This is a genomic window from Cognatundibacterium griseum, assembly GCF_014284195.1.
In the GTDB taxonomy this organism is placed as follows: domain Bacteria; phylum Pseudomonadota; class Gammaproteobacteria; order Burkholderiales; family Burkholderiaceae_D; genus Undibacterium; species Undibacterium griseum.
In genome coordinates, this window is the sequence record NZ_JACOGC010000003.1 from 58,157 (window position 1) to 77,319 (window position 19,163).

18 protein-coding genes are annotated in these 19,163 nt (G+C 55.7%); 7 read left to right on the forward strand and 11 right to left on the reverse strand.

What is annotated here, in order from left to right; genetic code table 11:
- Window positions 1–26: 26 nt before the first annotated feature.
- The 3 genes from H8K27_RS08560 to H8K27_RS08570 are packed head-to-tail and all read right to left on the reverse strand — an operon-like array spanning window position 27 to window position 3,713.
- Window positions 27–764, reverse strand: a complete 738-nt coding sequence (locus H8K27_RS08560) for a tRNA-uridine aminocarboxypropyltransferase (RefSeq protein WP_186862780.1) — start codon at window positions 762–764, stop codon at window positions 27–29.
- 42 nt (window positions 765–806) lie between these two features.
- Window positions 807–1,718 (reverse strand): TIGR01777 family oxidoreductase, encoded by a 912-nt coding sequence (locus H8K27_RS08565; protein ID WP_230419098.1) that lies wholly within the window; start codon window positions 1,716–1,718, stop codon window positions 807–809.
- A gap of 45 nt (window positions 1,719–1,763) precedes the next feature.
- Window positions 1,764–3,713: a TonB family protein gene (locus tag H8K27_RS08570; protein ID WP_186862781.1), complete on the reverse strand. Its 1,950-nt coding sequence runs from the start codon at window positions 3,711–3,713 to the stop codon at window positions 1,764–1,766.
- Between the two features lie 301 nt (window positions 3,714–4,014).
- On the opposite strand from H8K27_RS08570, the gene H8K27_RS08575 reads away from it, so the two are divergent.
- Window positions 4,015–4,983, forward strand: a complete 969-nt coding sequence (locus tag H8K27_RS08575) for a 4-hydroxyproline epimerase (RefSeq protein WP_186862782.1) — start codon at window positions 4,015–4,017, stop codon at window positions 4,981–4,983.
- Here the strand turns inward: H8K27_RS08575 and H8K27_RS08580 are convergent.
- Complete coding sequence (locus tag H8K27_RS08580; RefSeq protein WP_329604372.1) at window positions 4,971–5,750, reverse strand: AraC family transcriptional regulator; 780 nt, start codon at window positions 5,748–5,750, stop codon at window positions 4,971–4,973. The genes H8K27_RS08575 and H8K27_RS08580 overlap by 13 nt on opposite strands.
- A 254-nt stretch (window positions 5,751–6,004) precedes the next feature.
- On the opposite strand from H8K27_RS08580, the gene H8K27_RS08585 reads away from it, so the two are divergent.
- Entirely contained in the window at window positions 6,005–6,691 is a 687-nt protein-coding gene (locus tag H8K27_RS08585; RefSeq protein ID WP_186862783.1) for a GntR family transcriptional regulator, read from the forward strand.
- Here H8K27_RS08585 and H8K27_RS08590 read toward each other — a convergent pair.
- The 4 genes from H8K27_RS08590 to H8K27_RS08605 form a co-directional block, all read right to left on the reverse strand.
- On the reverse strand, window positions 6,680–7,216 hold the full coding sequence (locus tag H8K27_RS08590) for a BRO-N domain-containing protein (protein WP_186862784.1): 537 nt from the start codon (window positions 7,214–7,216) through the stop codon (window positions 6,680–6,682). The two genes, H8K27_RS08585 and H8K27_RS08590, sit on opposite strands and share 12 nt — an antisense overlap.
- Before the next feature lie 9 nt (window positions 7,217–7,225).
- Complete coding sequence (locus H8K27_RS08595) at window positions 7,226–8,014, reverse strand: enoyl-CoA hydratase (RefSeq protein WP_186862785.1); 789 nt, start codon at window positions 8,012–8,014, stop codon at window positions 7,226–7,228.
- Between the two features lie 3 nt (window positions 8,015–8,017).
- A complete protein-coding gene (gene ylqF / locus H8K27_RS08600; RefSeq protein ID WP_186862786.1) occupies window positions 8,018–8,944 on the reverse strand; it encodes a ribosome biogenesis GTPase YlqF in 927 nt (308 codons plus the stop codon).
- Between the two features lie 482 nt (window positions 8,945–9,426).
- A complete protein-coding gene (locus tag H8K27_RS08605; protein WP_186862787.1) occupies window positions 9,427–10,365 on the reverse strand; it encodes a histone deacetylase family protein in 939 nt (312 codons plus the stop codon).
- A 142-nt stretch (window positions 10,366–10,507) separates the two neighbouring features.
- On the opposite strand from H8K27_RS08605, the gene H8K27_RS08610 reads away from it, so the two are divergent.
- The 5 genes from H8K27_RS08610 to H8K27_RS08630 all read left to right on the forward strand — a co-directional run bounded on the left by H8K27_RS08610 (window position 10,508) and on the right by H8K27_RS08630 (window position 16,273).
- Entirely contained in the window at window positions 10,508–11,428 is a 921-nt protein-coding gene (locus H8K27_RS08610; protein ID WP_186862788.1) for an AAA family ATPase, read from the forward strand.
- Between the two features lie 10 nt (window positions 11,429–11,438).
- Entirely contained in the window at window positions 11,439–12,461 is a 1,023-nt protein-coding gene (locus tag H8K27_RS08615) for a DUF58 domain-containing protein (RefSeq protein WP_186862789.1), read from the forward strand.
- Window positions 12,458–14,473, forward strand: coding sequence for a transglutaminase TgpA family protein (locus H8K27_RS08620; protein ID WP_186862790.1), 2,016 nt, complete (start codon window positions 12,458–12,460; stop codon window positions 14,471–14,473). The genes H8K27_RS08615 and H8K27_RS08620 overlap by 4 nt, the downstream gene beginning before the upstream one ends.
- 24 nt (window positions 14,474–14,497) lie before the next feature.
- Window positions 14,498–15,619 (forward strand): lytic murein transglycosylase B, encoded by a 1,122-nt coding sequence (mltB, locus tag H8K27_RS08625; protein WP_186862791.1) that lies wholly within the window; start codon window positions 14,498–14,500, stop codon window positions 15,617–15,619.
- 354 nt (window positions 15,620–15,973) lie between these two features.
- Complete coding sequence (locus tag H8K27_RS08630) at window positions 15,974–16,273, forward strand: hypothetical protein (protein ID WP_110257001.1); 300 nt, start codon at window positions 15,974–15,976, stop codon at window positions 16,271–16,273.
- Between the two features lie 117 nt (window positions 16,274–16,390).
- On the opposite strand, the gene cysM is transcribed toward H8K27_RS08630, so the two are convergent.
- From cysM to rfaE1, 3 genes are all read right to left on the reverse strand, one after another.
- Complete coding sequence (cysM, locus tag H8K27_RS08635; protein WP_186863097.1) at window positions 16,391–17,293, reverse strand: cysteine synthase CysM; 903 nt, start codon at window positions 17,291–17,293, stop codon at window positions 16,391–16,393.
- A gap of 297 nt (window positions 17,294–17,590) precedes the next feature.
- The gene (locus H8K27_RS08640; RefSeq protein WP_186862792.1) at window positions 17,591–18,097 is read right to left on the reverse strand and encodes a ComEA family DNA-binding protein; all 507 of its coding nucleotides are present in this window, start codon (window positions 18,095–18,097) and stop codon (window positions 17,591–17,593) included.
- Window positions 18,098–18,225: 128 nt separating this feature from the next.
- On the reverse strand, window positions 18,226–19,158 hold the full coding sequence (gene rfaE1 / locus H8K27_RS08645; RefSeq protein ID WP_329604373.1) for a D-glycero-beta-D-manno-heptose-7-phosphate kinase: 933 nt from the start codon (window positions 19,156–19,158) through the stop codon (window positions 18,226–18,228).
- Between the last annotated feature and the right edge of the window lie 5 nt (window positions 19,159–19,163).

Below are 19,163 nucleotides of genomic sequence, written 5' to 3' on the forward strand. Positions count from 1 at the left end.
TCAACAGCTCAGTAATACCGCAACCGCTATTGAGCCCCGCCACTGTGCGGGGCTTTTTGTTCTGAATTGATTGAAAGACCGGGCATTCTCTGCATTTGCAAACTGATGAAAGCATCAAACGCCTGCAACAGGGGCTGGAATTTTTGTTCGTTCTGTTCAATCCGCATCAGCGCATAGGCGCAGGCTTCGAGGCTGGAGAGCTGATCGGGCTGATGCGCCCGGCGTATCCGGTAATACGAAGCGGGCATGTGCTCCAGGCTGACGCGGGGCAAGCGCTGCAGAGCCGGGTTCAGATACAGCATCTTGCGGCTTTTGCGCCAGGTAGCGTCGAGCACAATCAGGCGTAGGCCGGTGAGTTCGGCAGGCAGCGGACAGGCTGCGGCATCCCACGGCATCAGGTCTGCCGCCTGATTCTGACTGGTATCCGGATACAGCAATACCGGCTTGCGCTGTAAGAGGCGATGTTGCTGATGATGCGGGTGATCACTGCTGTCCACCCCATACAAGGCCTGCTCCAGCAGGTCCGGCGCAAACTGTTCACCACAGATGATCCGGGAATGATCCAGGCATAAATGCAGCAGACGCGCGCTGCCCTTGGCATGATGTACTTCGAGCGGATGCTGCAATATTAATACGTCGGTCTGGTTGGCAACGCGTTGAATACAGGCACAGATACACGCTGTCTGTGCGCGGTCACAACGATCACAGACAAGACGCCGGCAGTGCGCCGAACCAGCATCAGAAGCAGTATCCGGCTGATTCATGCAAAGCCCGGCTCACATAGCATCCTGGTCTGTTTCATCTGATTAATCCGGCACATGCCATAAGTGCTCCAATGCGGCAGCCAGTTCCGGATAGCGAAAGACAAAGCCCCGCGCCAGCGCCTGCGCCGGACGCACGCGTTGCCCGCCCGTCAGCAAGAAGGCCCGTTCTCCCAACATCAGGCGGAGCACCGCAGCGGGCATCTTCAGCCATGCAGGGCGGTGCAACTGGTGCGCTAATGCCGCAGTCCATCCGGCGTTCTGGACCGGATTGGGTGCGACCATATTAAACCGGCCAGCCGCATTGGCATCTATCAGCAGGCTGTAGAGCAGCGCAATATAATCGTCGATATGAATCCAGCTCATCCACTGTCTGCCGTCACCGATTTGCATCCCTAAACCCAGCAGGAAAGGAAGACGCATTTTCTGTAACACGCCGCCCGCTGCATCCAGTACCAAACCGGTCCGCAGCAGACAAAGCCTTATTCCCATTGCTTCGGCCGGCAATGCAGTAGCCTCCCATTCGGCGCACAGCAATGCGCCAAAATCCTGCCCGGCTGAGGCGGACTCATCCTGCCAGTCGTCACCACGGTCGCCGTAGTATCCAATTGCCGAGCCACTCAGGAAAACACCGGGTTTGTGATGCGCATCCGCGATACGGCGCAGCAGTACCGCTGTCAGCGCTATCCGGCTGTTTCGCAATACCTGTTGACGTGAAGCAGTCCAGCGCCGGTCGGCAATCGGCTCACCCGCCAGATTGATCACGGCATCAAACACGGTATCGGCACGGTATTCCTCCAGCGCACGCATCGGTATCACGTTCGCACCGCATAATGCCTTGACCATGCTGGCATGCTGTCTGCTCAATACCGTCAGGGTATGTCCCTGCGCCGTCAGGAAGGCGCATAAGCGGCGGCCAATCAATCCCGTCCCGCCAGTGATCAGAATACGCATCATTTTCCTTTCGCTTTTACGACAAAAATAAGTTCAGGCTGGCTGAACTCAGCGCAGCTCTTCAAGTATTTTTAGGCCTTCATCAAAATTCCAGATACGCCGGATTTCAATCACATCATACTGCGCCGCAATGGCAGGCGGAAACGCTGCATATCTGGCATTAATCCGCACGATGTTCCGCACCGCCTGATCCAGATCGGCCCTGCCGCTGGAACGGTGGATAGTGATTTCCTCGACGCTGCCATCGCTGCGGATCGCGACTGTCACCAGCGGATCGCCGCGGGCCTTATCTTTGGAAGTCTGAGAGTAATTCAGATTACCATTGCGCTCTACTTTCTGCTTCCAGCTGTCGACATACATGCGAAGCTGCACATCTTTTTCTGAGCTGCCGAAAACGCTGTGGCGGCGCGGCTTTTCCTCGGTGCTATTGCGCGGCAGCGGCGGGGTGCCGCTCAGCAAATCCAGCCCGCGCGCCTGTTCTCTGGCGCGGTTCGCCAGATCGCTGCTGTACAGATTGCGCGGCAATAACGCCAGCGATTTCTGATCGCCCGCCCCTTCCTGTCCCTGCCCGGCGGCACCTGCGCTGCCAGCACTGCCGGCAGTACCGGCATCACGGTTCACAAAGGCAGCCCGGCCTTGTTGTGCCGTACCTGACACCCCGCCCGGCGCATTCTGGGAAACCTGCCCAGACTGGGCAGTACTGCTGCCGCGCTGTTCCAATGCAGCGGCGGCCTCCTGTTCGCGCTGCTGCATGGCCTGCTGCTCGGCACGGTGCCGGGCAGCTTCTGCCTGTTGCTGCGCCTGCTCTGCCCGCTGTTGTAATTGTTCCTGTTCACGGCGACGTGACTCGGCCACACGCTGCTGCTCTGCTGCTTCCTCGCGCTGCTCCGCCAGTTCCCGGTTGACGCGCAATGTCTGCACCCGCTCGCGGCGCTGCTGTTCCCGCTCTGCCGATTCTGCCTGCAGCTGTTGCTGCAAGCGTGCATCGTCCAGCCGGACCGGATTTGCCGACTGCGCCGCCGCCAGTGCCGCGGCGTTGGCGCGTAATGCTTCCTGCATCAGCCGGTGTTGTTCAGCGTCCTGTTCCAGTTGCAGCGCCATGGCCTGCGCCCGCGCTGCATCCGCCATACGGCGGCGGGCATCGTCATCGATTGCCTGCAAGGTCTGTTGCGCCTCCGCAGATAAGCCGGCTTTCTGCGGAGTCAGCTCTTCGGGTCGCACCAGCCGTTCAGCTTCCCTGCGCTGCCGCTGGGCTGCGTCTGGTTCGAACCGGGTAACAGGTTCCGCAATCGCCACGGCATCTGCCACCGGCTCCGATACCGGTTTGGTATCGGTTTCCGGCTCCGGAGTCTGCTGCGCCATGGAAGCGCTCACCGGATCGGCAAACTGCCTGGGCGCCAGTGCTGCATCGGTAGTTTTTTTAATGTCGTCCGGATGCGGCACGGCCACCACAAAGCTGTCATTGAAAATACTGTCCTGCGCGATGATGTCCGGTACTGCCGTTGCCTCATGTCTGGGCTCATGGATCAGAGGTTTGACGGAGCCGGTCTTTGACCTGATGCTTGCAGCTGCTTGTTTTTTCTTGTGCGGCAGTGGCGCAGAGGGTGCCAGACGGGCGCGGGCTGCCGGGGCAATAAGTTCGATCGCATTGGCAGGAGCGGATATCGTCGTGGCTTGTCTGACTGACGGGGGCAGCTGCGCGGGTGCAGCGACAGACTCATGCAACGGCGCTGACATTGACGCCGGTGTTGGTACGGACGTCGCCGCCGGCTGCGCCGCAGGTGCTGGTGCCAGCGTAATCTGCAGTGCCTGATCGGCTTCAGTGCTGCGCCGTTTGCTCCAGGGCTTTTCGATGCCCGGCAATCCCAATCCCGGCAGACCAAACTGCAACGAGAGAATCAGCCCATGAACCAATAACGACAGCAGCAGGCCGGCAGTCAGACGTTTTTTAATCGCAGGCGGTAGTCGGGATGCGTTAGTCACTGGAAACAAATTCATGCCACTGGCTGAGGTTGAGCAAGGTTGTCGGAGAAATATCCTGCGCTCAATAACAGGCACAGTCATCACCGGTGCTACTTTACCATTGGGAAGCAAAATTTCCTGCGCATTTTTGCACTTGCTCAGTAGTGCTTACTGGCGTCAAGCCCTGCCCGGACTATGCCGATTTCACCGCAAAAACCCGGCGGATGCCACAAGACCATCCAACCCGGTTTCGATTATGCTGTGATCATGGCGCAGTTCCGGTATTTTCAGCTTTTCCAGTCTCTCCTGTATTTCTCGTATTTCCGAAAAGGACAACATGACGCACGATACGATTTCGATTATTGACTCCCACACCGGCGGTGAGCCGACCCGGGTAGTGATCGCTGGCGGCCCTGATCTGGGCGATGGCCCGCTGCCGGCACGGCTGACGTTGTTCCGTGAAAAATTTGACCACTACCGCAGCGCGATTGTCTGCGAGCCGCGCGGCTCGGATGTGCTGGTCGGGGCGCTGAGCTGCGAACCCTCGGACCCCGCTTGTGTTGCCGGCGTCATTTTTTTCAATAATGTCGATTATCTGGGAATGTGCGGTCACGGCATGATCGGTCTGATCGCCACACTGGCGCATCAGGGGAAAATCGGCCCCGGCAGGCACCGCATTGAAACGCCGGTCGGCGTGGTCGAGACCGAACTGCATGCCGATCACTCGGTCACGGTGCACAATGTCCCGGCTTACCGTTACCGTGCAGCGGTCGCGGTCGACGTTCCCGGCATCGGCACCATCAGCGGAGATATCGCCTGGGGCGGAAACTGGTTTTTCCTGATCAACGACCACGGACAGAATCTGGCGCTGACACAGGTCGAATCATTAACGCATTACTGCTGGCAGGTGCGACAGGCATTGGAATCACAAGGCATCACCGGTGAAAACGGCGCACTGATTGATCACATCGAACTGTTCGGGCCACCGGTTTCCGGGAAAAATCACAACCGGAATTTTGTGCTGTGCCCCGGCAAGGCATACGACCGCTCCCCTTGCGGCACCGGCACCAGCGCCAAACTCGCCTGTCTGGCGGCGGACCACAAACTGGCGCCGGGCCAGATCTGGCGCCAGGAAAGCATCATCGGCAGCGTGTTTGAAGCATCCTACGAAGCGCATGCCGATGGCCGGCGCATTCTGCCGGCATTGCGCGGCACAGCGCATGTGACGGCAGAAGCGAAATTATTGCTGCATGCCGGTGATCCGTTCTGCTGGGGCATCCGCAGCGAATCGCTTCAGACCGGCTGACACAGATCGCGGTAATCGCTGGGCGTCATGCCGACCGTCGCCTTAAATACCCGGGAAAAAGCGCTGTGATCCTGATAGCCGCAGGCCAGCGCAATGGCAGTGATGCTGTCGCGGCTGTCAGTCAGCAAAGCCGAAGCCGCATCGAGCCTGATTTTGACCATCATCTGTCGCGGTGTGAGGGAAAAAATTTTATGAAAATTCCGCTCCAGCTGCGCGACCGATAATCCGGTCAGCGCCACCAGTTCCGTCATGCTGACAGGGCGCGAAAAATGTTGCCGGATATGCTGCACCGCCACGGCAATCCGGGCATAGACCGGATGCTCCTGATCGGGTGCCGCCAGATCGCGGGAAATGCCGGTCATACCGATGATCTGCTGGCTGCGGTTCCGCAGCGGAAATTTCTGCGTCAGGCACCAGCCCCTGGAACGATTGGGGTACAGATGCAGTTCCAGCTGATCGCGCAGCTCGCGCCAGCCCTGCAGCACGATCGCATCCTGCGCCGCATAACTGGCAGCCAGCGCCGCCGGAAACACATCGGCCGCACGGCAGCCAAGCAGCTCCGCCTTGCTGCGCCGTCCGCAACGGCGCACCAGCGTGTGATTGACCACCAGATAACGGCCATCTTTGTCTTTGACAAAAAAAACGATATCCGGCATCACGTCAAACAGATTTTCGGCAAAAAACGGGTCATCAAGACTGAAGGCGATTTGCTCTCGGGGCGTCATGGCAAGGCTGGCGGAACCGGATTCCGGCACAAAATTGATCACGCTAATATATTAATATGAAAACCAATACCAGAATCCACCGGAATCACTCAAAAATAAGCTCAAATACCGTTTTTTCTTTGTGGAGATCGCGTTTCTTCAACGCCAAAACTGGCAATGGTGTCGCTTCAAGACATGGAAGTGGCGAATTTAAAGTTTGTTCCAATCAATTTTAACAAGGTAAAATTCGAAGAAAGAGGGATTAGTCTCATATAAATTAAATCAATACCACCAGCATCCGTTTTAAAAGGAACCCCATGTCCGCCATTCTGAATGAGCAAGCACCGCAGGCGCCAAAACAGCGTGCCGCCAATATTGCTTATGATGCGATAGAAAACATGATCGTCACCCTGCAGCTGAAACCGGGAGCGCCGATTATCGAAGCGGAATTGCTGGAAAAAACCGGGCTGGGCCGCACACCGATGCGCGAAGCGCTGATGCGCATGTCCTCCAATGGGCTGATCCGGCCGATGCCGCGCCGCGGACTGGTGGTCAGCCAGATTCTGGCAGCCGAACACCTGCAACTGATCGAAACCCGGCGCGTGCTGGAAAACCTGATCGTCACCAGCGCCGCGCAGCGGGCGGATGCAATCCAGAAACAGGAGATCATGCAATCGGCAGAAAAAATGCTGGCGGCCGCGAAGCGGCACGATCTGAATGCGTTCATGGAAGCCGATCAGAGCTTTGACCACACTCTGCATACAGCCTGCGGCAATGCTTCTGCAGTGGCGGCAGTGGTGCCGCTGGTGATTCAGTGCCGCCGTTTCTGGTATGCCTATCAGCATGAAGGCGATATTGAGGAAGGTGCGCGCTGCCATCTGCTGGTCGCCAAGGCCGTCGCGCGTGGCCATGTGGAGCAGGCCCTGAAGTCGTCAAATGGACTGATGGATTATCTGGAATCGTTCACCCGCAAAGCGATCCCCTCCGCGGCATCAGGCAACTGACGTCGCAGAGCGTGGCAGCCGCCTGACATTCGGCAATGCCTCGCTCTCCAGCCAGCGCCTGAAACGCACCATCTGATGCGTGGCGCGCCGGTGCGCAGTGCGGTTTTTCAGCAAGATCATCACTCCCGCCTCGCTGACCGCCCAGATTTTTCCATGCGGCAGATAAGAATACGACGCGCCGATCATCCGCAGCTCCTGCTGACTGAGTTCCGGTACCAGCAATGCCTGTAAGTCCTGTTCCGGAATCCAGATCTGTTCCTGATCCAGATAAAAGCGCAGGTGATGACCGTCGAAACTGTAATAACAGCCGTTCCACGGCTCCAGCACATCGCGCTCCGCACGACGCCGGATTGCAGGAATCAGACCGATTAATTCCGGGCTGAACAAGTGCGCCCATAACCAGGCACTGACCAGCAGGCTCATCGGCGCAGCGCGCGGATGCAGCGCCGCAAAATAGCGCCATGTCATCCATGTAACGACCGCGCAGAACAGCAAACGGGCCATGAAGCTGATCAGCGCAGACATATCCTGCTTTCAGGCCCAGTCAGGCGGACGTTTTTCGATGAATGCCTGCACACCTTCCTGTGCCGAGGCGTCCATCATGTTGCAGGCCATGGTCTGTCCGGCCAGCTGATAGGCGGCTTCGATACCCATTTCCGCCTGCTTGTAAAACAGTTGCTTGCCGATCCGGATCGCGGCTGCCGGTTTAGCCAGGATACTTTCGCACAGCGCAGAGATCGTGTCATCGAGTTGCGCTTCCGGCACCACGCGGTTCACCAGCCCGCGCTGCAAGGCCGTCTGTGCGTCAATGAATTCGCCGGTCAGCAGCATTTCCATTGCCTGCTTGCGCGAGAGATTGCGCGACAGGGCAACTGCCGGGGTGGAGCAGAACAGGCCGATATTCACCCCGGAAACGGCAAAGCGGGCATGGTCGGCAGCCACCGCCAGATCGCACATGGCAACCAGCTGGCAGCCCGCCGCTGTCGCCAGACCGTGCACCCGTGCGATCACCGGCTGCGGCAGTTTCTGGATCGCCAGCATCAGCTTGCTGCACTGGGCAAATAAGTTCTGGTAATACTTCATGTCAGGACTGGCCTGCATTTCCCTCAGGTCGTGTCCGGCGCAAAATGCTTTTCCGGCAGCCGCCAGGACCACAACCCGCACCGAAGGATCGGCAGCGATTGTCCTGAGCTGCCCGCTGAGTTCGTCCAGCACCTGTTCCGACAACACATTAAAACGTTCACCACGATTCAGCGTCAGCGTGGTCACGCCCGCGCGGTCACTGCGCAAAACGCCAGGTAATGCGGTATCGCTGCTGCTCATGATTTATTCTTCCTCGTCAGTTTCCATACCGGTCTGCACGCTCTTGCCCTGCCCCAGCAACACCGGCGGCACATAGGTCGCCAGCAGATGCTCCCGGCTGGCCGGCGTTTCCAGGCTGACGCGGCCCAATGCGCCGCTGCGGTAATCAATCAGCAAAGTATGCGCCGCTTTTTCAAAATCCCAGTCGCCACCCTTGAGCCGGAAACCGCGCTTTTTCGCAATGCCTTCCACCACGGCGACCCCATCCATCGCCGTCAGATCAAAACCGTAACGCGCCGCCAGCGACTGTGGATAATGCGCGATCAGCTGCTCGGCCAGAAAGACCGCGATTTCCTCTTCGATGAGGGCGTTAATGCCGATAGCGTGGCTGGCAGCCAGCATCAGGCCATCGGTCGGGTGTTCGATCTTGGGCCACAACATGCCGGGCGTGTCGGTCAGGATCATGTTCTTGCCCAGATACAGCCGCTGCTGGGTCTTGGTCACGGCAGGTTCGTCGCCCACATTGGCGACCCGTTTTTTCAGCAGGGCATTCATCAGCGTCGATTTACCGACATTCGGAATCCCCATGATCATCATGCGCAAGGGCTTGGTCGGCACGCCGCGATGCGGTGCGATTTTGAGCGCCAGCGCCGGAATACGCGCCACATCGGCAGGCTTTTTGCAGCTCAGCGCCACTGCGTGGACATTTTTCTGGCTGTTGTAGTAATCAAGCCAGAGACGGGTCGCGTTCGGATCGGCGAGATCGGTTTTATTCAGGATTTTGAGGCAAGGACGCTGACGGAAAATGCGCAATTGCTCGACCATGGGATTGCAACTGGCTTGCGGAATGCGGGCATCCAGCACCTCAATCACCAGATCGGTGTTTTCCATGGTTTCCGCCGCTTTCTTGCGGGCGGCGTTCATGTGGCCGGGGAACCATTGTATGGACATGCTTATTCTTCTTTTTACTTAATCAAAGCGATATTGTACGGAACTCTGTGCAGCGGGGGCAGAAGTTTATCCGCTCATCCTGATTTTTCAGGATTAACGGGGAGTATCCTGATTTTCCAGCTGATTATCTTAGTAAAATATGGGTCTTTTTATATACTCCCCCTGAGTATATTCAGACATCATTTCTCCGGAACAGCGCTTTCGCAACCGTCGGTCATGCGCTTTCCGGACATCCGGCGGTGGCTGGCGTACACAGATCACGGGTTACGGATAAACGCGCAGGATTCTGCGGGCTGCGGGAACTTGCGATTGCCGCCTGCCAAGGCCGTTCTCAGTTTTTTGACAATGACGCACCTGTGTCCGGCCACTGGGATTCACCGAAGCGGCGAAGATCTCTTGATGAATCCGTGGCAGGCCGCAGCGTGCTTTTAGTGCATGCGCAACCAAAAATAACAGGCAATGGCCTGTCATTCTCGTTGCAATCACTCCAGATCCGCCAGCACCTTCAGATGTGCCGTGACGCTGCGTGCCAGCGCCGATAAGTTGTAGCCGCCTTCAAGACAGCTGACGATGCGGCCCTGCGCATGTTCCCGGGCGATCTGCATGATCTGGCGCGTCAGCCAGGCGTAATCGGTTTCCACCAGTCCGAGCTGTCCCATGTCGTCTTCGCGGTGCGCATCAAATCCGGCCGAAACAAACAGCATCTGCGGACGGAACGCATGCAGCGCCGGCAGCCACTGCTGCGTCACCAGTTCACGGATCACGTCGCCATAGCTGTGCGCCGGCACCGGCACATTCACCATATTGTCTGCCTTTTGTTCCGTACCTGAATACGGATAATACGGATGCTGGAAAAAGCTGACCATCAGCACACGCTCATCGTTGCGGAAAATATCCTCCGTGCCATTGCCGTGATGGACGTCAAAATCAATAATCGCCACACGCTCCAGGCCACGCACCTCCAGCGCATGCTTTGCCGCCACCGCCACATTATTGAACATGCAGAAACCCATCGACTCTTTGCGGGTGGCATGATGCCCCGGCGGGCGGACGGCACAAAAGGCATTTTCGATCTCGGCATCAATCACCGCGTCGGTCGCCGCAATCGCCGCGCCGGCTGCACGCAGGGATGCCTGCCAGGTATGGGCATTGAGCGAAGTATCGGCATCCAGCGGAAAATGCTGGTATTCGGAACGTTCGGTCGGGCAGTTTTCGCGGATGCGGTAAATGGCGTCGGCGGAATGCACGCGCGCCAGATCCACTTCCTGCGCCAGAGGCGCATCGCGGTGATCCAGCAAGGTGCTGATGCGGCTGGCAATCAGTTGGTCTTCAATCGCCTGCAGACGTTCAGGAGACTCGGGATGCCAGGCGCCCATTTCATGACGCTTGCAATCGGCATGGGTGTAATACGCGGTAGTCATGTCTCATATTGATTTTGATTTGCCTCCCAGTGTCACTCTATTTGCAGGCTTTTGCAAATGCGCTTTTTTCACTGGTGCAGGGATTGCAACAATCTGCGGCAATTCCGATTACACTGTGCGCTGCTTCTGACGCGAGGAAAAGATGTTTGTCAATATTCACAAAGTAGCGACACAGGTCAACGAAATCATTATCGGTAAGCAATTGCAGGTCAGGCAGGCGCTGGTCTGCCTGCTCGCAGGCGGTCACCTGCTGATCGAAGACCTGCCCGGTGTCGGCAAGACCACGCTGGCGCATGCGCTGGCGATTTCTCTGGGGCTGAAATTTAACCGCCTGCAGTTCACCAGTGACCTGCTGCCGGCCGATGTGGCCGGAATTTCGATTTTTGATCGGGAAAAAAATCAATTCGTCTTCCATCCCGGCCCGGTCTTTGCGCAAGTATTGCTGGCGGATGAAATTAACCGCGCCACCCCGAAAACCCAGTCCGCCCTGTTGGAAGCGATGGAGGAAAAACAGGTTTCGGTGGAGGGGCAGACCCGCAACCTGCCGACACCATTTTTCGTGATTGCAACTCAGAATCCCTCCCATCAGGTTGGCACATTTCCGTTACCGGAATCGCAGCTGGACCGTTTTCTGATGTGCCTGTCACTGGGCTATCCGGACCCGGTCGCAGAACGCGCCCTGCTCGCAGGCGACGACCGCCGGCAATTGCTGGCCAGACTGCATCCGGTCATGCAGGCAACCGAATTGCTGGCGGCGCAGCAGGAACTGAAGCAGATTCATGTCTCGGCTTCACTGCTGGATTATGTGCAGGCGCTGGCGCAGGCAACCCGTAACGGCGACGTATTCGCCGAAGGCATGAGTCCGCGGGCGTCACTGGCGCTGCTGCAGGCAGCCCGCGCCTGGGCGGCACTGGAAGGGCGCAATCATGTCTTGCCCGAAGATGTGCAGGCAGTGCTGATTCCGGTCGTGGCACACCGGCTGCGGCCTTTAAAGTCGGTCAGCGGCAAAGTCAGCGCCAGCAGTGACTTGTTGCTGCAGCTGATGAAACAGATTCCGGTATAAACGCAGCGCCATGTCCTCCGCTTTGCCTCCGCTTCAGCCGCCGTCCCCGCGCTTCCTGGCGCGCTGGCGTCAACAATGGCGCAAGATGGTCTTTCTGGAAAAAATGCCGGAAAGCGGTGAAGTGCTGCTGACGCAAAGACGGGTATTCACTTTACCAAGTAAAGCAGGCTGGATGTTTTTACTGCTGCTCCTGATCCTGTTTATCAGCGCCACCAACTACAACCTGAGCCTGGGTTTCGCCCTGACTTTCGTACTGGCGGCGAGCGCCATCGTGAATGTATTTCTGGGTTTCCGCAATCTGGCTTACCTGCATCTGGCCAGCGGGCCGGTCACCTCGGTATTCGCCGGAGAAGAAGCGCAGTTGACCGTTTATCTCATCAATCGCCGCGCCCACCAGCGTTTTGCGATCTGGGCCGGCTGGCAAAACCAGCCTGAGACAGCCAGAGCAGCCGATATCGCGCCCCACAGCCAGACCGCATTGCAACTGCATTTCCACACCAGCCAGCGCGGCTGGCAACAGGTGCCGCGCATAGCGCTGCATACCTGGTTTCCGCTGGGCTTATTGCGTGCCTGGAGCACCTGGCTGCCGGATGCCCGGGCGCTGGTGTATCCTGAGCCGGAAGCACTGGCGCCGCCGCTGCCGATGATCAGCAAGGCAGGAAACGAAATCAGCGACCAGTCCGGCACAGAAGATTTTTCCGGTGTGCGGGCCTATCAGCCCGGCGACCCCTTAAAACATCTGGCATGGAAGCATATTGCCCGCGTGGATCCGGCGGCCGGCGGGCAACTGGTCAGCAAACAGTTTTCCGGCGGGACGGGTTCTGAAGTCATGCTTGATTTCAGCCGCCTGCCGCATCACATGGATCTGGAGCTGAAATTATCGCGGATGACGCGCTGGGTCATCGATGCCGATCTGAGCGATATTCCTTACGGTTTCCGGCTGGGTGCCGATAACCTCGCTCCGTCGCAAGGGCCGGCACACCGGGAAGCCTGCCTGCGGGCACTGGCCCTGTATCAGCTTCCCGGCGCATGAACAGACAAAACCGTATGCGCCTGCCACGCTTTTCCTTCCCTGTCCTGAGCCGCGATAAAGCCGATACCCTGCTGCTGCTCGCCGCCTGCATCAGTATCCTGCTGCCGCATTTCCAACATGTCAGCTGGTGGGTGACCGCCAGCTGCACCGCATTGCTGGGCTGGCGCACCTGGCTGACTCTGCAAGGTCTTCGCCTGCCGCCGGCCTGGGTACTGCTGCCGGTGTCGGCACTGACCATGCTCGGGGTATATCTGCAATATCATTCTTTTTTCGGACGCGAAGCCGGCGTCACCATGCTGATGCTGCTGCTGACCAGCAAGCTGCTGGAAATGCATGCCAGACGGGATTTGTTTGTCGTTCTGTTTCTGAGTTTTTTCCTGATGCTGACCAGTTATTTTTATCAGCAAAACATTGGCAGCGCCTTGCAAAGCCTGACCGGCCTCAGCCTCTTATTGACGGCACAGCTGTCATTTCAATATACAGGTCTCTATCCGTCGCTCTGGCAACGATTCAAACTCAGCCTCAGCATTTTAGGGCTGGCGATTCCACTGACGCTGGCAGCATTCTTCCTGTTTCCGCGGGTACAGGGGCCGTTGTGGGGTTTGCCGGGAGATGCGCGCAGCGGCCGTTCAGGCTTGTCGGAGAGCATGGCGCCGGGCGGCATCAGCGAGATGGTGCTGTCTGAAGACATCGTTTTCCGCGTGCAATTCGGCGGCACAGTTCCGAACAAATCCCTGCTGTACTGGCGTGGCATCGTGATGGATCAGTTTGACGGCAAAACCTGGACGCACAGTCCCGGTTCGCAGCCGCTTACCCATTTACCGGCGAGTTATTCCGGTCCGGCCATCGCACAGACTATTCTGCTCGAACCACAGCGCCAGCGCTGGCTGTTTGCACTCGACCTGCCTGCCAGTCTGCCGCCGCCCCAGACGGGTCTGACAGCCAGCCTCAATCAGCAGATGGAATTACGCAACAGCGAAAGCATCAGCCAGCGTTTGCGCTATGAGATCACGTCTTCTCCGCAATATCGTTACCAGACTGCGCTCACCGCTGAGGAGCGGGAACAAGCCTTGCAACTGCCTGCCGGATTCAATCCGCGAACCGCCAATTTTGCAAGCACCCTGCGTCAGCGTTACCCGGAAGATGCTGATCTGATCAATGCGATCCTGCAATTTTTCCGCCAGCAGTCGTTCAGTTACACACTGGAGCCGCCGCTGCTCGGCACGCACACGATTGATGATTTTTTGTTTGAAAGCCGTGCCGGATTCTGCGAGCACTACGCCAGCACCTTTACCAATATCATGCGCTTTGCCGGGATCCCGGCCCGTATCGTCACCGGTTACCAGGGTGGCAATGTCAATACTGTGGACGGTTATTTTGAAGTCAGACAGTCCGATGCCCATGCCTGGAGCGAGGTCTGGCTCAAAGAACGGGGCTGGGTGCGGATTGACCCGACCGCCGCAGTCGCACCCGAGCGCGTCATGCAAAACCTGGACCGTGCGATTCCAAAACGCGGTTTCGCAGGATTGATGAGCTTCGCCTTGTCCGGTAATTCCTGGAGTCAGAATCTGCGTATGCGATGGGATGCGGTCAATAACTCCTGGAACCAGTGGGTACTGAACTACAACCGCCAGACACAGTTGAGCCTGTTCAAATCATTCGGTCTGAAAGAGATAGACTGGGCGCAGCTCAGTCTGATTTTTTTTATCGCCGGCAGCCTGATTCTGGCGCTGATTGCACTACCTTTAATGTGGCACAGCACACCTCTGCCGCCAGTGGATAGAGTATACTTTTTATTTTGTAAAAAAATGACAAGAAAACAGCTGCCAAAAATGCCGGAAGAAGGGCCGCTGCACTATCTGCAAAGATTGCGCCAAACGCTTCCCGCCAAAGAATTTCAGGCAGCCGAGCAATTCTTGAATCTGTATATCGCTGCCAAATACGGAAAACACGATTTTTCCGAATTCACTCTGATTAGCCGACTAAAGAAATTATTAGCCGCCTGCCCGTAACCATCATTTTCTTCACCGTTCAGCATGACTGCATCGTTCCCGCATTTGAAATCCGCTTCCGCAGAGCTCGCCAGACTGACCTGCTCGCTACTTTTAGCACTGTTGCTCTTGCCCGGCCTGACTGTTGCAGCCACCAGTAAGAAAAAAACTAAAAAACTCCCTGCACAGGAAACCGTGCAGGCGGACAATGTGCATTTTGCGCAATGGAAAGAAGTTGGCCTGTTTATCCGGCAAATGGAAACCCGGCATCAATTCGATGCCGGACAACTGGAAACCCTGTTTGAACAGGTGCGCTATGTGGATACAACACGGCAGTTGGTGAAACCGGCCCCGGCCGGCAAACCCAAAAACTGGAAAGCCTACCGCGCCCGCTTTATCGAACCTTACCGGATCGAGGCAGGTGTCGCTTTCTGGAATCAATATGCCGACACACTCGAGCGCGCGCAGCGGCAGTATGGCGTTCCCCCGGAAATCATTGTCGGCCTGATCGGTGTCGAAACAATTTTCGGCAAACATACCGGGAAATTCCGCGTCATGGATACGCTGACCACGCTGGCATTTGATTACCCGGACACGCCCAACCGGGAAGCCAGAATGCAGTTTTTCAGGAAAGAGCTGGAGAACATGCTGCTGCTGGCCAGAGACGCCGGCGTTGATCCTCTGTTGTTCAAAGGTTCTTATGCCGGTGCCATCGGCTGGTCACAATTCATGCCTGGCAGTATTCGTCAGTATGCCGTTGATTTTGACGGCGATGGCCGGATTAATCTGACCGATTCTCCGGTTGATGCCATTGGCAGCGTCGCCAATTACCTGGCGCAGCACGGCTGGAAACAGCAGTTGCCCGTTGCTTTTCCCGCCACGTTGCTGACGGAGAGCAGCCATCCCCTACTGGTCGAAGCGCTCAGTCGTGGCTTACGCGCCACGTATTCCAGGCAGGACCTGAAAGACGTCCTCAGCACCGCCAGTACCGAAGCGCCGGAAAATATCCTGTACGGAGTGATTGATTTGCAAAACGGTGAAGATGCGCCGGAATACTGGCTGGGCACCGATAACTTCTACGCTATCACCCAATACAATCGCAGTTATTTCTACGCTATGTCCGTTTTTGAACTGGGACGCATCATCAAACTTGCCCGGGAAAAATAAAAACGAGATATAAAGCAAAAATTTTTTAACAATATGTTTCGTTTTCACCAATTGATTTCAGGAACTTTTTGCTCAATACTGTTCATGCAAGCAATTGCACACATGCAAATAAAAGAATTAACTCACGACATTCTTTTTTTCAAACAAGTATTGCGATTCATTATGAATTAAACTACAGTGATGTTATCTTATTGATATAAAAGCATTATCAGCATCAGACATGTCAATAGATTTAACAATGTTTTGCTATTTTTCTCGTAAGCAAATCTCATTTTAAAGATACAATATTACCGTTTGATTAATTCTCATTGAAGCAATTAATTCAGCATCAATAGACTAGACAGCGAGGTAATTATGGCCAATCTGACCCAGCTTGAATCAGATGAAATCGACTACGATCCAAATAATCTTTTGGACACTCTGATTAAACAATTGCACCTGAAAAATGACGCAGCGTTGTCCCGTGCGTTGGAAGTTGCTCCACCTGTTATCAGTAAAATCAGACACCGCCGCTTGCCGGTTGGCGCTTCCCTGCTGATTCGTATGCACGAAATCAGCGATGTCAGCATCAAAGAATTACGTGAATTAATGGGTGACCGTCGCGCGAAATTCCGCATCAGCGACAAACAATTCAAACCCAAAGATGCTGCATAAGTTTTGAACAAATGAACATATGCACGGGAGCCGTTGAAACTACATGACTCCGGGCAAAATACCGAAACCGTTTATTCAGACAGTTTCGGTATTTTTTTATCCCGATCAACAAATTTTTCAGGCTGGAAAGACACCCGTTGACAGGTAACGGTCTCCACGGTCACAGACGATAAAGACAATCGTTGCATTCTCCACAGTCTCAGCAACCCGCAGGGCAATTTCACACGCACCGGCTGCTGAAATACCGCAAAAAATTCCCTCTTCCGCAGCCAGGCGACGCGCCATATGTTCGGCATCGGACTGACTGACCGATTCAGTCCTGTCAATTCTGGCCTTGTCATAGATTTTCGGCATATAAGCTTCCGGCCATTTGCGAATGCCCGGAATCTGCGATCCATCCTCCGGCTGCGCGCCAACAATCTGTATCTGTGAATTTTGCTGCTTCAAATAAGCGGAGACACCCATGATCGTGCCGGTCGTTCCCATCGCGCTCACGAAATGCGTTACACGTCCCCCCGTATCACGCCAGATCTCGGGGCCGGTTCCCTCAAAATGCGCCAAAGGATTATCAGGATTTGCAAACTGATCGAGGATCACTCCTTTGCCTTCTTTCTGCATCTGTTCCGCCAGATCGCGGGCATATTCCATGCCACCGGTCTTCGGTGTCAGAATAATTTTAGCGCCATAAGCAGCCATACTCTGACGACGTTCTATGCTCAGGTTTTCAGGCATCAGCAGCAGCATCTTGTATCCCCGCATCGCCGCTGCCATCGCCAGGGCAATGCCGGTATTGCCGCTGGTCGCCTCGATCAGGGTATCACCCGGCTTGATCTGCCCGCGTTCTTCTGCGCGCTTGATCATGGACAGCGCTGGTCTGTCTTTGACGGAACCGGCAGGATTGTTTCCTTCCAGCTTCCCTAAAATGATGTTATTGCGACGTGCATTTTCAGCACCGGGGATACGCTGCAATCTTACCAGCGGCGTGTTTCCTATCGTGTCTTCAATGGTCAGGTAAGGCATATCTTTCATAATCACTCATAGTTTCCTGAAACAGAACCCCATTCTAAACGCAGACGCACTGTTGCGCTGTCTCATCCGCAGCCCGGAATCCGGAACCCGGATGCCGTATAAGCCGGAAAACTCTTGTACGCAGAGGGAAAAGCAAACAATCTGCTCCGGAAATCGGGAAAAAATTTTCTTATATACATTTTGCATAAGCTAATAAAAAAAGCCTCTGACAGGTTCATCAGAGGCTTCTCTTGATACTGGTCAAGGTAAACCAGTTATTCGGCGGGGGAACGATCTCCCTGAATCTGCTTATTTCGTTTTGCCTTCTTTCGCACTGACAGCTGCTTTGGAAGCGCTGGCTGCAGCGGCATCGGCTTTCATTGCCTTTTTAGAGGCTTTATCCGCTTTTTCAGCAGCTTTGTCTGCAGTTTTTTCTGCTTTAGCAGGAGCAGCGTCTGGCATCGGGTCGGCTTTCGCGGCTTTGTCAGCCTTTGCCGCCTTTGCCGGTTTGGCATCCGCCGCTGGTTTTGCTGCCGGTGCACCGGATTTAGCCTGTCCGTTCACGGTCAGGCCAGCTTCCGATAACTTCACGGAGTTTTTGTCACCAATGCCTTTAACACGGGTCTGAAAATCAGCCCAGTCTTTAAAGCTGCCATTTTTTGTACGCTCTTCGATAATCGCCTTCGCTTTGACCGGGCCGATTCCTTTGACGCCATCCAGTGCAGCCTGGTCTGCCTTATTCACATCCACATCAGCAAATGCAAAATTCATCGTTGCCATCAAGGCGATCAGGGCGAGCAATAATTTCTTCAACATAGAAAACTCCTTGAATAATAAGTAATCAGTCGTGATGATGCTTAAGCTTGGTATTACCGAAAGAAGGCTGGTGCCGTTCTGTCATCTTTAACGATACCATACAAAAAAGGTTGACCGAATTTTACTTTTCAGGAAACCTCATGTTCTCCGAATAATTCTGCTCTGGAAACAGTTGCAGTACCAAGCTTACCCACCACGATGCCGCCAGCCCGGTTAGCAATCGCCACCGCATCCTGCATCGACATGCCGTTTGCCATCATGACCGCCATAGTCGCAATCACCGTGTCCCCTGCGCCGGACACATCGAAAACCTCTCTTGCCATCGCAGGTACATGCGTCACATCAGCCTCGGTGAACAGCGTCATCCCCTCTTCTGAACGGGTCAGCAGCAAGCCCTGCAGCCCCAGTTCACGCCGCAGATTCTGGGCTTTCTCCGTCAACATGGCTTCGCCAGACCATTCGCCGATGATCTGACGCAATTCAGCCTTGTTCGGTGTCAATAGCGTGGCACCAGCATACCGGCTGAAATCACTCCCTTTCGGGTCCACCAGCACCGGTTTTTCTGCAGCCACCGCAGCTTGTATCATCATGCTGACATTTGTGAGTCCGCCTTTGGCATAGTCTGACAAAACCACCAGATCGGAAGCACTGAGCAATGCGTTAAAACGATTGAGTTTATCGCGCAGAATATGCTCGGTCGGCCGCTCTTCAAAGTCGATACGGATCAGTTGCTGCTGCCTGCCGATCACACGGAGTTTGATGATGGTTGAAATCTGCCGGTCCCGGCTCAGATAACTGTCAATGCCGGATTTTTTCAGCAGCTGCTCAATGGTTTCGCCGGCTTCATCGTCACCAATCACCCCCATCAGACCTGCGCTGACACCAAGAGCGACCGCATTCAACGCCACGTTCGCCGCACCTCCCAGGCGTTCTTGGCGGCGCTCGACGCGCACAATCGGGACAGGTGCTTCCGGCGAAATCCGGTTAACTTCGCCAAACCAGTAACGATCCAGCATCACATCACCGGCAATCAGGATGCGTTTTTTCAACGATTGATTCACTGCAT